Origin of the sequence: Chitinophaga skermanii (assembly GCF_003259335.1) — a bacterium.
Classification (GTDB): Bacteria; Bacteroidota; Bacteroidia; order Chitinophagales; family Chitinophagaceae; genus Chitinophaga; species Chitinophaga skermanii.
In genome coordinates, this window is sequence record NZ_QLLL01000005.1 from 357971 (window position 1) to 372873 (window position 14903).

The following is a 14903-nucleotide window of genomic DNA, read 5'->3' on the forward strand; positions in this document are numbered from 1 at the left end:
GTTATTTCTTTGATGGATTAAACGGAACCTCGCCAATAATATTCTCTTCGAGGTAAGTTTCCAGTTCCAGGTTACTGAGTTCTTCGGGTAATATATTCGGTAGTTCTTCTGCTTTCACACTCGACATCAGCTGGGCTTTATCAAATGCATCGGTATGTGTTAATAAGTATTCTTCGATTTCCTCGTCACTGATGTTCGCTAATTGTCGATCAATAGCGAATTTATTATAATGTTTCGCCATCATCACGGCCCCGATGCTAATAACAGCTGCAACAGCAGCAGCGGCGATACAACGTTTATACAGCTTTACTTTTTTGCTGAGTGGGATGATTTTAGCGGATTTCGCTTTACGGAGTTCTTTAATTTGTGTGGGGAATGACTCGAAATAACTTCCTGGTGCCGTAAAAGGACATTTGGAAGGTACTTCGGCCAAAATAGGTGATATATCAACTAGTTCATCTAGCACTTCGCTTTGTGCAGCGATCTCATCTAGTTGCTTTGCCTTTTGTACTAACAGCTTCTCCATCAGTTGAAAATAGCCGGTGGTCACATTACCGGGGTATTGTGGCGGCAACTCCAAGCCTGGGGCTAATTGTTGCAGTTCTTCCGCTATTTCTTTTCCTTTGAGCATGTGTTGATATTAGTCGTTAGACGGCTGTTTTTCCAGATAGTTTAACGCAGTATATGACAAATTTGTGTTATTTCCCTATGCATTCCGCATGAAATCTTCGATCTTTTTAACGGCGTGGTGGTAGGAAGCTTTGAGGGCGCCTTCGGAAGTGTCCAATACTTGGCTCATTTGTTCGTACGGCATTTCATCGTAATATCTTAGGTTGAAAACGACGCGTTGTTTTTCTGGTAGGCTGATAATGGCCTTTTGCAGTTTCCATTCCAGTTTGTTGGCATCGAAATGTGCGTCGGCCTGCAGCTTGTTATTCAAGCCGGTTTCAACGTCGGATAGTGAGAGTACTGATTTTCTTTTTTGTTGTTCGAGGAAGGATAAACATTCGTTGGTAGCAATTTTATACAACCATGTATAAAGCTGCGAATCTTCTCGGAAACCATCCAAATTGCGCCAAACTTTAATAAAAACGTTCTGCAACACATCGTTTGCATCTTCGTGGTCGACCAGCAACCGGCGGATATGCCAATACAAGCGTTCAGTATATTTCTGAACGATGATGGTAAAGCCTTTCTCCTTGTTGCCTTCCTTCCTGTAAAGCGCAAGAATTTCCTTATCGTTTTGATAATCGGGCATAGCGGTTGTTATGGTTAAAAGCTTGGAAATGACTGCCTTTGGAAGTCGATCGCCTTGGTATAGTGCAATGTAAATACATTGTGTGTATTCAATATAAAGTAAAAAACCCATCAATTGATGGGTTTTTTACGATTCGCTATGGAATTATTTCTTTTTACGAGCGAGTACTTTTTCAGCAGCTTCAACGATGTTTGGTGTATCTAAACCGTATTTCGTTAATAGCTCAGTTGGTGTACCACTTTCGCCGAAAGTATCTTTTGTACCAACGTATTCAATTGGAATAGGGAAGTGTTTCGCTGCCACTTGTGCTACGCTATCACCTAAACCACCGATAATGTTGTGTTCTTCTGCCGTAACAGCACAACCTGTTTTCTGGATAGATTTCAAAATCGCTTCTTCGTCGAGTGGTTTAATCGTGTGAATGTTGATCAATTCAACGCTATAACCTTTCTCTTCCAAGATTTTACCTGCTTCAACAGCTTTCCAAACGAGGTGACCACAAGCGAAGATAGTAATGTCGGTACCTTCGTTGAGTACTTGTGCTTTACCAATTTGGAAGTCTTGGTTTTCTGGAGTGAAGTTAGGCCATTTCGGGCGACCGAAACGTAAGTAAACCGGGCCTTCGTATTTTGAAACCGCGATGGTAGCTGCTTTAGTTTGGTTGAAATCGCAAGGAACGATAACTGTCATACCTGGCAACATTTTCATCAACCCGATATCTTCTAAGATTTGGTGTGTTGCACCATCTTCACCGAGGGTAAGACCTGCGTGTGATGCGCATATTTTTACATTCTTACCGGAGTAAGCTACAGATTGGCGAATTTGATCGTACACACGGCCGGTGGAGAAGTTGGCAAACGTAGTGGTATAAGGAATTTTACCACCAATAGTTAAACCAGCAGCAATACCAATCATGTTGGCTTCTGCAATACCCACTTGAACAAAGCGATCAGGGAATTCTTTAATGAAAGCCTGCAACTTCATAGAACCTGCAAGATCGGCTGTAAGTGCCACCACGTTGGGGTTTTGACGACCGGCTTCTAAAATGCCTTCGCCAAAGCCAGCACGTGTTTCTTTCTCATTTAACGCTTGAATATCTTTTACCATGTGCCTGGATTTTTATGTGCGGCAAAGGTAAAAAATGCTGATGAGTTTTTCATTGCCGCTTGTTGTATAAACCTTATCCCTTGCAGGAAAGGTGAAAATTATTAATTATTTCTCACTTTATCTCTCAAAGATACTTCCCACTGCCATGCCGTGCGCATCATATCTTCGATTCCTATTTTAGGTTCCCAACCCAATTTCTCCTTCGCCTTCGTGTTGTTGGCGTAGATAGCAATGACGTCGCCAGGACGGCCGGGCCCCATTTCATAATTCAACTTCACACCCGAAATCTTTTCAAAAGCATTGATAGCTTCCAATACCGTAACACCGTTGCCGGTACCGAGGTTGAAAACTTCGCAGTTGGTTTCATTTTTATGATCGATGGCGTATTGTAAAGCTTTGGTATGTGCCGCTGCAATGTCGGTTACATGGATATAATCGCGAATGCATGAACCGTCGCGTGTATCGTAGTCGCTACCGAAGACCGTCATTTTCGGGATTTTCCCGATCGCGGTTTGAGTAATTACGGGCACAAGGTTATCGGGTTTCCCTAATGGCAATTCGCCGATTAAGGCTGAAGGGTGTGCGCCTACCGGGTTGAAATAACGGAGGAGAATGCATTGTGTGCTGTTCACACGGGCATAATCTTCGATCATTTGTTCACCCATTTGCTTGGTACGTGCGTAAGGCGATTGTGCTTCTCCGAGTGGTGTTTCTTCCACTACAGGTAATGCCTTGGTGTTGCCATATACAGAGCACGACGAAGAGAATACGAGATGCGGGATATTGAATTCCTTCACACACTTCAAGATATTAATCAATGAAGTGAGGTTATTATGGAAGTAGAATAAAGGATCTGCTACAGATTCTGGAACGGTTTTTAAAGCCGCGAAATGAATCACACCAACAATATCACGGTTTTCGTGGAATACAGCGTGTGTATCTTCGAGGTTACATAAATCCACTTTATAGTTGCGGATTTTCTTACCGGTGATTTTTTCGATACCATCAAGTAATTGTGTAGAGCTCCTGATGTTGCTATCTACAGACACTACTTCAAAACCATTGTTAATGAGATCTACAATTGTATGGGCACCAATGTAGCCACACCCCCCCGTTACGAGAACTTTTTGCATAAAGCTAAATTGTTGAATTGTTTAGTTGACTGCTAAATAAGTCAATTGTGATGTAGAATAAAAGCTTACTTGATTAAGTTGACCAAATATTGACCGTAACCGCTTTTTACGAGTGGTTTAGCCAATTCTTGAAGCTGTTCTTTTGTGATGAAGCCTTTTCTGTACGCGATTTCTTCGATGCAGGCGATTTTGATACCTTGGCGTTGCTCTATCACCTGTACAAACTGAGATGCTTGCATAAGCGAGTCGAAAGTACCTGTATCTAACCATGCTGTACCACGCGGTAGTACGCTTACTTTCAACTTACCACGACGCAAATACTCCCTGTTTACATCGGTAATTTCGTACTCGCCGCGAGGACTAGGCTCTAACGCTTTGGCAATTTCTACTACGCTATTATCGTAAAAATACAATCCTGGCACGGCATAATTCGATTTAGGTACGGTAGGTTTCTCTTCGATGGATACTGCTTGCATATGTTCATCGAACTCCACTACGCCGTAACGTTCGGGGTCGGAAACTTGGTACGCGTAAACAATACCGCCATCGGGATTCACATTGGCTTCCAATTGTGTACCTAAGCCGGCACCATAAAATATATTATCACCTAATACTAAGGCTACATTATCATTTCCAATAAATTCCTCTCCAATTACAAACGCTTGCGCCAAACCATTGGGTACTGCTTGTTCTGCGTAAGATAGCTCTAACCCAAATTGCTTTCCATCGCCAAATAAGCGTTGGAAACCCGGTAAATCGTGCGGTGTACTAATGATTAAAATCTCTTTGATGCCGGCTAGCATAAGCGTCGACAAAGGATAATAGATCATTGGTTTATCATAAACAGGCATGATTTGTTTACTGATAGCAAACGTGATAGGGTGTAACCGGGTGCCGGAACCGCCGGCAAGGATAATTCCTTTCATGAATCTCGAATAATTGATGAATATGAATGAACGACTATTCCGTTTTACGAGTAGCTTTCATTAAAAAATCGTACAAAAATACTGGCAAAATAGGTAAAGCCGCTAATATTTTAAAGAAAAGTGTTTATTAAGTTCTTTATATGAAAAATGTATTATAACAAGTAAATACCTGCATATGGAGCTGCTTAGTCCACCTGTTTGTCGCATATAGCCCCTTTAGGATTACTTTGTTGATATATTGGAAGGCTTCTATGAAAAAGAAAAGAGGCTGCTTCATACGAAACAACCTCTTTTCAATATTAGGTATGTAACAAGGTTACACGAATAAACTTACGATAAAGTATACTACAGCTGCTAGTAAGGCACTAATAGGAATGGTAAGAATCCAAGCCCAGAGTAAGCTTACAGTTACACCCCAACGAACGGCAGATAAGCGTTTCGTAGCGCCCACACCAATGATCGAACCTGTAATAGTATGTGTAGTTGATACGGGAATACCCAAGCTTTCGGTTAAGTACAAAGTAATCGCACCTGCTGTTTCAGCACTTACACCCTCTAACGGCGTTACTTTCGTAATACGAGACCCCATGGTTTTAACGATCTTCCAACCACCACTCATCGTACCTAACGCGATGGCAGCGAAACAGGAGAACGGTACCCAATCCGGTACATCTTTAATGGTAGGAATTAAGCCGTGAGCCACCATTGCCGCAGCAATGATACCCATTACTTTTTGCGCATCGTTACCACCATGCGCCAAACTCAATGCCGCAGATGATACCAATTGTAAACGTTTGAACCAGTTATCGGCCCTGTAAGGGTTGGCTTTCTTACAAATATTCACAATAATCACCGTGATAATAAATGCCACCACCATACCAATGAAAGGTGCCAACACGATGAAGTAAAGAATTGGCAATACGGTAGGGAAGTTGATTACTCCAAAGTTACCATGTGCATTCGCTACTGCTGCCCCAATAAAACCACCGATCAAAGTGTGCGACGAGCTGGATGGAATACCATACCACCACGTCAATAAGTTCCAAGTAATGGCCGCTACTAAGCCGGAGAAGATCACTTTTAAGGTGATAAACTCTTCAAAAACCGACTTGGCAATGGTATTACCTACTTTGAATTCCCCGTACACGTATTTTGAAATGAAGAATGCGGCAAAGTTGAATACCGCAGCCCATAATACTGCTTGGAAGGGCGTTAATACTTTCGTAGATACAATTGTGGCAATAGAGTTAGCGGCATCATGAAACCCGTTAATGTAATCAAAAACGAATGCCAGTATGATAATAATAACTAGAAAAGTCATGTTGTTGAAAATTATGCCATGAAAACGCCTGTAGCACTTTCGCTAATTAGGCGTACTTAATGATAATGGTTTCAATCACATTGGCAGAATCTTCACACTTATCGGTGGCAATTTCCAATGCCTGGTAGATCTCACGCATTTTGATGAGCTCCGCTGCATTGCTCTCAGAATCAAACAAATCAGCAATCGCTCTATCGTAAATATCATCAGCGTGGTTCTCTAAACTATTGATTCTCACACATGCATCTGTTATTACGCGCATGTTTTTCATGTTACGTAACTCGTGAATCGCGTGGTGCAATTCTTCTACACCTGCTAAAATCAATTCAGACAATTTGCGGATACTGTCGTTGATTTCGTGTACTTTATAAATATCAAGTCTTTTCGCAGAACCGTGGATATAGTCGGCAACATCATCCAAAGTAGCAGCAAGGTAGTGGATGTCTTCACGATCGAAAGGCGTAATGAAGTTCTGACCCAATTCCACAAAGATGCGGTGCGTCAAATCATCATTTTTGTGCTCTAAACGCTCAATGAGGTTTACTTTGTCTTTGCGCGTGCTGGCGTCATTGGTGTTTACCAATTCGTTCAACACCTTACCCATCTCTACCAAGTTGGCTGCCACGTCTTCAAATAAAGAATAAAAAACGCGGTCTTTTGGCATAAATAGCTTAACAATCGAATTGAAGCCTCCCATATATAGTGTATTTGTTACAAAATTTGGCGCAAAAATAGGGTCGTTTTCCCAGCGAGCAGTACCCCTGGCCCAGAGTTAATAATTCCTTAACACTGGATTAATATAAAAGTAATATGGCATTTCGTCCTTTGTATTCGGAAAATAGCACTTGCCAAACCACCATTTTACTTGCAAAACGTGTACTATACTACAATTAGCAAGTAAGGATGGTTTAAAAAGAAGGCAATTTTAGCAGACAATTATACCTACATGTCACACAAACGACCGCTCGATATCGCCGTTATTTCCGATGTTCACCTCGGAATTTTCGGCTGCCACGCCAAAGAATTGGTGCAATATCTCGACCAAATCGACCCTAAAATCCTCATTCTCAATGGTGATATTATCGATATCTGGCAATTCAGTAAACGATATTTCCCCAAATCACATACCAAGGTCATCCGCCGCATCCTTAAAATGATCGGGAAAGGAACCGAAGTATATTACCTCACCGGTAACCACGACGAGGCCCTCCGCAAATACGCGGGCTTCGAATTAGGGAATTTTCAAATCGATAATAAGCTGATTTTAGAAGTAGATGGCAAAAGACACTGGTTCTTCCATGGCGACGTATACGATGTAACCATGAAGAATTCTAAATGGTTGGCCAAACTTGGAGGGAAAGGGTACGATCTCCTTATTATTATTAACAGGTTAGTGAATAACGTGCTAGAAAAGATGGGGAGGGAGAAAATGTCGTTCTCCAAAAAAGTGAAACAAAGTGTAAAACAAGCGGTGAGCTTTATCTCCGACTTTGAACAAACTGTAGCAGAAATTGCCGCCGACAAATCGTTCGACGTGGTTTGTTGCGGGCATATTCACCAGCCGATTATCAAAAAAATGGAATTCCAAGGCAAGGAAGTCTTGTATTTGAACTCGGGCGATTGGGTAGAGAGCTTAACCTCTTTGGAATACTACAACGGGGAATGGAATCTTTACCAACATCCGAACAGCACACCGCAACCGGCCAACCAAGAAGAGGAAGAAGACGCAGAATTGGATTGGAATACGGCTAAGGTGGTATCATTTATCAATGAATAATAACGTATAAACCTATTAACTGGTGCACTTGTAGAACGGGCTGTGCATAATTGCACAGCTTCGTAGTCGTTAACCCATAACACTGCACCAGGCTTTTCCCTTTTGGGTAGTTTTTTCTCCTCATCTGAAAATTGACCCGGCTTAATTTTGTTCCACCGGTAAACCATTAATTGTAACTGTATTCGAAAAAATTACCGGCAGCAACGGAACGGTTCCCCAAGCTGTTCAATCTAAAATATCGACGTTATTCCCCAAGTGCGCAGCCGTTGCAATGCGTGCGAGGTTCACATTTTTATGTATCTGTATGAAACTTTACCAGTTAATACGCGGTGAACAAGCGGCATGTACCCTTCAGCAATGGTGTGTTTTCAGCTTTTTATTCTGTGGAATCTTATTCACGGCCTGTAGTAAAAGCGATGACCCCGGCATTGATCCATCACCTACCGACACTATTCCCACGAACACAGGCATGTTCCATAAGCTGATCCGGATCACGAATTATTTGCCCAATAATAAACCTGCAACCGACGACGATCCTACGGCCAACCTGCCTACAGCATTTTTCTCCCTGGAAGACAGTACCGGTCGCCCGTTGGAATATGCGAAAACCAATCGCTGGGATATTTCCTTTTCGGGTTTGTATAACAGCTTGCTTGCGCCCAATAATGGAAAGGAACCGAAAAACCCGGGCTACGGCGGTAATGGTAAAGGAGGTATTTATTTAATCGCGAAGCCTTTTGAAGAAGTAGTAGATGTACCGGCAGATGAGCTGATGGGGTCCAATAAAAGCTATATGACAGACGAAAGCGGTGCCTTTGGTTCCGGCATAGGTTGGTATTGTTACGATTGGGCAGGAACAATATACGGCGATGGTTCTTACGATAAACAGCACGTAGCCTACGCTATGAAGAATAGAACTATTATAGTACGTACGGCAAAAGGGAACTATGCTAAAATAAGGATGATCAGTTTGTATAAAGATGCATTAGACTATGCCCAGATGCTACGGAAAACGCCACACCCATATTTCACATTTGAATATGTATTGGTGCCGGCCAGTAGTAAGAATTTTGACATTAAATAAATCCACGCATGTTGCATTGTAAAACCTTCTCTTTGATAACCAATATCTTTTTAAGCTGCTTAGCTGCCACGGGATGCATGTGGATAAGTAGTTGCACCAAAACAGCAACCAATTGGATTGATAAAACAGCCGATACTGTGTATGATACAGTGGCCACACAATCATCGTCGGCTATCCTGGCATATGGGATTGCCAATATACCCGATGATTCCATCTTTGCTGGAATCGATCACCAAAACAAGCTGGTGACCCTGTATTTACCTTATTACAGTACGCGGTACTTTATCGATGAACCTAAGATTGCTATCCCGGCAGGTGCTACAATAACGCCCGGCGCAGATTCTTTAATCGATGTATTTGCGAAAACACCTACTGTGTATACCGTAAAAGGGAAAGATGGATCTACCTCGGCTTATACATTACACATAGTGGTACAACAGCCGGGTATCACTTTATCGGAATTATCGACCGCCACAACAACACGTACAGTTCGTTCTACAGCAGCGATTACAATAGCAGGAGATAATTTTATTCCCGACTTCAGTGCTACGAAAGTATTTATCGTAAACGATGCTGGGTATAGATTGGAGTTAATCCCCAACACGAGCTTTTTTAACACGAGTAAACAAATTTCCTTACGCGCTATCAAAACTTCTTATCCCGGTATCCTCGATAAAATACCGTGGGGCTTATTCTACGTGGAAATGGAAGCGTATGGGCTGAAAGCGAAAATGAAATACCCTATCAATATCACGAACTAAATACGATACATGATACATCTTTTGTAATGCCTATTTCGCGCAAAAGGCTCCGGGCTATTCTTCATACTTAAAACTCAAACCCATGAAACTACATGCATTTGTTTTGTTAGTGGCGTTTGCAACGTTGGGTATGGTAGGTTGCCAAAAATCAACTTCCGAACCCGGGTCAAATGCCGATGTAAATCCCAGTGCTCCACCGCTTACTTGCGAAACATGTACGAGAGCCACTACGCGCACTGTTGTTAGTGACGCCACCTGTCTCTCTGCTTTCGGAGATTACTGCGCATGGACACCCAAACGCGATACGCTTTGTACAAGCAGCGGCCCCGTACTCCAATTTGAAGGTAATAACCTGTCGTTCATTCGACCCGTTACTGCTGGTTGGTACGTTGGGGTAGTTGACTCTACACTGGCATCGACTTGGTGCACGATCAAGGCGAACCTTGAATACAAGGCCAATAACCTTGGTACTGATCCGCCAACCTGTTTATATTCTCCTACAGGGAATACCAACGTAGTAGGTATGACAGGCGTTTACAATGACGGTACTTATAGTTATGATTTCGACTTGGGTTACTATAGCTATAGTTCCCCGGTTGTTACCATCGATAAGTGGATTGTTATTTGGAGTGGTGGTGGTTCTACGTCTACCAACGCGGCGCCGGCAACAAGGGCGTATTTAATTAAAGTGAGGACCTTCACCTTAAGCACTGCTAGTGCAGGTGCTTGTGGTCCTAGAAGAATCATGAGTGTGAACTATACATATGCTTGTATAGCGGATTGTCAATAAACCAGTTTTATTCACCAACCTGGTAGCCTAGGCGAGGAAGTAGCGTATTACATTCCTGCATAGCATCTGTGAATGTCGGGGTGCAACAGGTGTTGGAAATGCAATTATTATGAAATCAATGAAACGATTAGTAGCAGCTATGAGCTGCGTAATTATTTGTACTGTAATGATGGTGTCGTGTAAGAAGGAGTATGAGGATAAGTTCAATATAATACCCGGTGATACCGTAATTGTAAAAGATGATCGTATGATCGAAACATTTTCGATCCCGGAGTTTAGTGCAGATACGGTATTAAAAGCGTCGATTGTAAACGGGGAGATTTTGGTGTATTGGCCTAATTATAAAGCAGTACCCGATTCTATTTCACCCCAAATTACCATTCCCAATACCGCCACCATTACACCCGCTAGCGGTACGAAAATCCCGTTTCAGCAAGGAGTTACTTATACCGTAAAAGCACAGTCTGGCAGAACATCCGCTTTCAAACTTAGCATCATCTTCCAGCAACCCAATATACTACTCAACTTCTTAACCCTATTCTTATACCAAGTTAATCCCGGTGAAAACACAATTAATATACGGGGCGACGGTATCTTACCAGGTACGAACGAAACCAAGGTGTTTCTTATTCACAATACATCGGGCAATACGATAGATGTAACAAAGTATATTAATAACATTACCACCAATAATATTCGGCTGGCATTAAACGGTTTCGAAACATGGGAAGTGGGCGATTACCAATATAAAATTACCAGTGGTGTGCGTACGGTTACATCCGGTTATAATAAAGTGCTTTGTATTAGAAAAGAAGCGCAACCCGGTATGGCCGTATATTGGCCGGGTACTGTAACGGCGAAAGTTGGGGATGTAATTACTATGACGGGCGAAAACATTTCCTTTATTGATAGTATTATGATTTCAAATGGCACAACGGTATATAAAGTACATCATACCGCCACTACAAACGAAATCAAGATCACGATAGCCAATGGAACTTCTATTGGTACTTACAAGCAATTGTTCCTCTATAGCCGCGAACGCTATGGTACGGGTAACTATGGGCAACTCACCTTTACGGAACCCAATACATTGGAAATAAAATAGCTACCATTTTTTGAAGAGTTAAACACTTTAGCAATCCACAGGCTCCTAAATAATAGGGGCCTGTTTGTTTATATTAATAGTCATTAAAGGAATGTTAAAATGCTTTATTTCAGCATGTTGTTTACATAAACATAACATCACATTAATATTTGCGTAATGTAATGCCCGTAAGTTTGTACCGTATAACTATATTAATGAAAATACTGAAGTTACATCCATTAATGACGATTTCTTTGCTACAAATGCAGTTTCAGCGTTTGTTGCATTGCAACGTGGCCGTGTATGCACGGTATTCGCTCGCTAATTCGCATGATACGTTGAAAGAAGTGGGTTTGTTAGAATTAGAATTGATCGAACATCCGATCGATGAAACACTCAGTGTGCGTGAATTCGAAGAAGAACTGGAAGAAAAATACAACTGTACATTGGAGTTGTGTGATAAAAACTGGAAACCTTTTACGAACAAAAGCCTACGATTGTTCCAATTACTCGCTGTTAACAATACCCGCGAAGAAGATTATAACCGGTCATTAGAATTTCCGTACGATCTTTTCATGCGTAATTTCCCACATGGCTCACAGGCTAATCCTGCTATTTAATTGACAAACAGAAGCGAAGTGTTCATTGTTAACGATTCTTTAATGATTCCTTAACAATTAACATCCTGGTAATATTGCGTTAACAGTGCGGTAATAGCAGGCGTATAGTTTTGCAGTCAAATAAAAGGAACGTGAAACGCATTTTACTCTTAACTAATCTCTTCGTATTGTTATTAGCCGGGTTTGGGCAAGCCATTGCTCAAAACGCTGAAAGATCAGGCCGTATTGTTGGTAAAGTAACCGACAAAAAAACGGGTGAAGCCCTGATTGGTGTTACGGTTGTTATTCAAGGATCTACCATCGGTAACGTAACAGACGTTGAAGGTCGCTATACCTTACAAGTTGCACCTGGTAACTATACCATCGATTTCAAATACATCGGTTACGCAACTAAATCTATTGCAGATGTTGCTGTAAAAGGTGCTCAGCCTACTACATTAAATATTATTATGGACGAGCCTGCTTCTAAAGAATTGAAAGAAGTAGTGATCAAAGGTTCATATAAACAAGAAACCATCAACGCGATTTATACAGCGCAAAAAAATAACGCGGTAGTATCTGATGGTATCTCTGCCGACTTAATTAAAAAATCTCCAGACAGGAACACCGGCGACGTATTGAAACGTGTGAGCGGTACTTCTATTGCCGATAACAAGTTTGTTGTTGTACGCGGGTTGGCTGAAAGGTATAACACTACCTTGATGAACAGCACCATGTTACCAAGTACAGAACCCGATAAGAAAGCTTTCTCTTTCAATATCATCCCTTCTTCTTTAATCGATAACATCATTATCTATAAAACAGCTTCTCCAGATTTACCAGGCGACTTCGCCGGTGGTGCTGTGAAAGTGAATACAAAAGATTTGCCTACACAACAATTCACTGAATTGTCGTTGGGTTTAGGTTATCATACCATGACAACCTTCAAGGATTTCAAAGCTTCGCCTCCAACAGGTAAGTTAGATTGGTTAGGTTTCTTGGATAACTCGAAAGCCTTACCGAGTGCATATGCTTCAGTAAAATCTAGCTATACTTCATTAGAACAAGAAGAAAGGCAAGCGATTTCTCAACAATTCTCTTCCGCATATCCGAATGTAAAAACTAGCACCAGCTTACCAAACCTTAGTTTGCAATTTGCAACAGGTAACACGCGCCAGTTTAAGAATAACAACCGTTTGGGTTATTTATTAGCAGTAAACTATGGTACTAGCCGCAGGGTAACTGCCGGTACACGTAGCGAATATGATATCGATAAAAACTACATGTACCAGTACGAAACCGACAACTACAGTCAAACGCGTAACCTCGGTGCATTGTTAAACATCGCTTATTCATATAACAAAAGCAAAATCGCTTGGAAGAACTTCTTCAACAACGATTTCAATACAAGTTTCTTAGAACGCGGCGGTTGGAACTACCGTGGTGCGAATGATACGATGTACATCAGGAGCCGTTCTGCTGAAACAACACAAAATGGTTTGTTCAATTCAGTATTAGAAGGTACACACCAAGTAGGTAGAAATAAAATGATCGTTGATTGGAATGCCTCTTATGGTCGTGCTTACCGTAACCAACCCGACCAACGTATCTTCACTTCTTACAACTTAGATCGTTCTGCGCCATACTTTGTAAGTATTCCAAGTGTGAACAGCCCGATGCCAAATACATTAGGTCGTATTTACTCGAACCTTACTGAAAATATTTTCGGTGGCAGTGTGAACTTAACCGTTCCATTTAAACTCTTCAACGAAGCAGCGAAATTTAAAGTAGGTGCCATGAAGAACTACCGTAGCCGCGATTTCACTGTAAGCGCATTGGGTTATACAGACGCTCGTTATGGCCAAGATATTACCTTAGATAAAGGTGTAGATGCCAGCACAATTTTCAGCCCAGCTGGTTTACAGCAATACAACTTGCTATTGTCGGTTTTGGATTTGAGCTCTACCGATTATAAAGGTACAAGTGATTTGAACGCCGGTTACTTAATGTTCGATAACCGCTTAGCTACTAACTTACGCGTAGTATGGGGTGCGCGTATCGAAAACTTCCAACAGAAATTAATATCACCTAACAAGGCTGATCAAAAGTATACGAATACCGACGTATTACCATCTATCAACCTTACTTACAACTTAACGGAAAAATCGAACTTACGTGGTTCGTTCTTCATGGCGGTAAACCGTCCTGAATTCCGCGAGATCGCAGCTTATACACAATACGATTATGAGAATGACTTCATCGTACGTGGCGATCCAAACTTGCAAAGAAGCACTAGCTTGAATGGCGACATCCGTTACGAATTCTATAGCGGTGTAGGTGAAATTATCTCCGCTTCTTTGTTCTATAAGAAATTCAACAACCCAATCGAGCAAGTTAACTTAGGTAACAAAATCTTATCGTACCAAAATGCTGAAACAGCAACAGACTACGGTGCTGAAATTGAATTACGTAAGAACTTAGGTTTCTTGAGTGGTAACAGCAATGTGTTGAAAAATATGACTTTCTATGTGAATGCTGCTTTGATTAAAGGCGACATTACATTGCAAGACAGGAAAGTATCTAGCCCAATGCAAGGTCAATCGCCTTACTTATTGAATGGTGGTTTGCAATATGCTGCCGGTGAAGGATTTGCTTTCAATGTATTGTATAATAAGATTGGTCAACGTTTGAAATTCCGTGGTGAGAATGGTGGTGTAGACGTGTTCGAGAAATCGCGCGATATCTTGGATTTCCAAGTAAGTAAATCAGTAATGAAGAGCCGTGGTGAATTCAAATTAAACATCAGCGACATTTTCGCGCAACCGATCTCTTATTACTACAAGTACGATGCAAACGCATCTACCGTATTTGATGCGAAAAACGATCGTATCATCAACAAGTGGAAGCCGGGTACTTCTATCTCTGTTTCTTTCAAATACAACTTCAACAAACGATAGTTTATTAGCCAGTGTTAACATTAAATAAATATAATGTTAACACTGGCTTAAAGCACTTCTGGAGTAGATTCTACAACTTTACATTGTCGTTAAAAACAAACAC

The 14903-nt window shown here is 41.5% G+C and carries 14 protein-coding genes; 7 read left to right on the plus strand and 7 right to left on the minus strand.

Annotated elements, in window-relative coordinates; genetic code table 11:
* Position 1: 1 nt before the first annotated feature.
* The 7 genes from LX64_RS14770 to LX64_RS14800 form a co-directional block, all read right to left on the minus strand.
* Entirely contained in the window at positions 2–631 is a 630-nt protein-coding gene (locus tag LX64_RS14770) for a hypothetical protein (RefSeq protein ID WP_111598440.1), read from the minus strand.
* Positions 632–706: 75 nt separating this feature from the next.
* Entirely contained in the window at positions 707–1258 is a 552-nt protein-coding gene (locus tag LX64_RS14775) for an RNA polymerase sigma factor (protein ID WP_111598637.1), read from the minus strand.
* A gap of 144 nt (positions 1259–1402) precedes the next feature.
* The gene (locus tag LX64_RS14780) at positions 1403–2365 is read right to left on the minus strand and encodes a transketolase family protein (RefSeq protein ID WP_111598441.1); all 963 of its coding nucleotides are present in this window, start codon (positions 2363–2365) and stop codon (positions 1403–1405) included.
* A 101-nt stretch (positions 2366–2466) separates the two neighbouring features.
* On the minus strand, positions 2467–3498 hold the full coding sequence (gene galE / locus LX64_RS14785; protein WP_111598442.1) for a UDP-glucose 4-epimerase GalE: 1032 nt from the start codon (positions 3496–3498) through the stop codon (positions 2467–2469).
* A 65-nt stretch (positions 3499–3563) separates the two neighbouring features.
* Positions 3564–4424, minus strand: a complete 861-nt coding sequence (rfbA, locus tag LX64_RS14790) for a glucose-1-phosphate thymidylyltransferase RfbA (RefSeq protein ID WP_111598443.1) — start codon at positions 4422–4424, stop codon at positions 3564–3566.
* A gap of 316 nt (positions 4425–4740) precedes the next feature.
* Positions 4741–5745: an inorganic phosphate transporter gene (locus LX64_RS14795; RefSeq protein ID WP_111598444.1), complete on the minus strand. Its 1005-nt coding sequence runs from the start codon at positions 5743–5745 to the stop codon at positions 4741–4743.
* A gap of 46 nt (positions 5746–5791) precedes the next feature.
* Positions 5792–6442: a DUF47 domain-containing protein gene (locus tag LX64_RS14800; RefSeq protein WP_111598445.1), complete on the minus strand. Its 651-nt coding sequence runs from the start codon at positions 6440–6442 to the stop codon at positions 5792–5794.
* A gap of 249 nt (positions 6443–6691) precedes the next feature.
* Here LX64_RS14800 and LX64_RS14805 point away from each other — a divergent pair, with 249 nt between their 5' ends.
* The 7 genes from LX64_RS14805 (at position 6692) to LX64_RS14835 (ending at position 14800) form a co-directional block, all read left to right on the plus strand.
* Positions 6692–7522 carry a UDP-2,3-diacylglucosamine diphosphatase gene (locus tag LX64_RS14805; protein WP_111598446.1) on the plus strand — a complete coding sequence of 277 codons (831 nt, stop codon included), beginning with the start codon at positions 6692–6694 and terminating at the stop codon, positions 7520–7522.
* 304 nt (positions 7523–7826) lie between these two features.
* Positions 7827–8606, plus strand: coding sequence for an HmuY family protein (locus LX64_RS14810; RefSeq protein WP_211324820.1), 780 nt, complete (start codon positions 7827–7829; stop codon positions 8604–8606).
* Between the two features lie 8 nt (positions 8607–8614).
* Positions 8615–9367 (plus strand): hypothetical protein, encoded by a 753-nt coding sequence (locus LX64_RS14815; RefSeq protein ID WP_148707329.1) that lies wholly within the window; start codon positions 8615–8617, stop codon positions 9365–9367.
* 82 nt (positions 9368–9449) lie between these two features.
* Complete coding sequence (locus LX64_RS14820) at positions 9450–10157, plus strand: hypothetical protein (protein ID WP_148707330.1); 708 nt, start codon at positions 9450–9452, stop codon at positions 10155–10157.
* Positions 10158–10266: 109 nt separating this feature from the next.
* Complete coding sequence (locus LX64_RS14825; protein WP_148707331.1) at positions 10267–11265, plus strand: hypothetical protein; 999 nt, start codon at positions 10267–10269, stop codon at positions 11263–11265.
* A 194-nt stretch (positions 11266–11459) separates the two neighbouring features.
* A complete protein-coding gene (locus LX64_RS14830; RefSeq protein WP_111598450.1) occupies positions 11460–11864 on the plus strand; it encodes a hypothetical protein in 405 nt (134 codons plus the stop codon).
* 131 nt (positions 11865–11995) lie between these two features.
* A complete protein-coding gene (locus LX64_RS14835; protein ID WP_148707332.1) occupies positions 11996–14800 on the plus strand; it encodes a TonB-dependent receptor in 2805 nt (934 codons plus the stop codon).
* Positions 14801–14903 lie beyond the last annotated feature (103 nt).

What these genes read in the sequence shown, in the direction of transcription:
- LX64_RS14830 (WP_111598450.1), top strand. Translation starts at nt 11,460, where the DNA reads ATGAAAATACTGAAGTTACATCCATTAATGACGATTTCTTTGCTACAA.
- LX64_RS14780 (WP_111598441.1), bottom strand. Translation starts at nt 2,365, where the DNA reads ATGGTAAAAGATATTCAAGCGTTAAATGAGAAAGAAACACGTGCTGGC.
- LX64_RS14770 (WP_111598440.1), bottom strand. Translation starts at nt 631, where the DNA reads ATGCTCAAAGGAAAAGAAATAGCGGAAGAACTGCAACAATTAGCCCCA.
- LX64_RS14775 (WP_111598637.1), bottom strand. Translation starts at nt 1,258, where the DNA reads ATGCCCGATTATCAAAACGATAAGGAAATTCTTGCGCTTTACAGGAAG.
- LX64_RS14825 (WP_148707331.1), top strand. Translation starts at nt 10,267, where the DNA reads ATGAAATCAATGAAACGATTAGTAGCAGCTATGAGCTGCGTAATTATT.
- LX64_RS14805 (WP_111598446.1), top strand. Translation starts at nt 6,692, where the DNA reads ATGTCACACAAACGACCGCTCGATATCGCCGTTATTTCCGATGTTCAC.
- LX64_RS14800 (WP_111598445.1), bottom strand. Translation starts at nt 6,442, where the DNA reads ATGGGAGGCTTCAATTCGATTGTTAAGCTATTTATGCCAAAAGACCGC.
- galE (WP_111598442.1), bottom strand. Translation starts at nt 3,498, where the DNA reads ATGCAAAAAGTTCTCGTAACGGGGGGGTGTGGCTACATTGGTGCCCAT.
- LX64_RS14820 (WP_148707330.1), top strand. Translation starts at nt 9,450, where the DNA reads ATGAAACTACATGCATTTGTTTTGTTAGTGGCGTTTGCAACGTTGGGT.
- rfbA (WP_111598443.1), bottom strand. Translation starts at nt 4,424, where the DNA reads ATGAAAGGAATTATCCTTGCCGGCGGTTCCGGCACCCGGTTACACCCT.
- LX64_RS14815 (WP_148707329.1), top strand. Translation starts at nt 8,615, where the DNA reads ATGTTGCATTGTAAAACCTTCTCTTTGATAACCAATATCTTTTTAAGC.
- LX64_RS14795 (WP_111598444.1), bottom strand. Translation starts at nt 5,745, where the DNA reads ATGACTTTTCTAGTTATTATTATCATACTGGCATTCGTTTTTGATTAC.
- LX64_RS14810 (WP_211324820.1), top strand. Translation starts at nt 7,827, where the DNA reads ATGAAACTTTACCAGTTAATACGCGGTGAACAAGCGGCATGTACCCTT.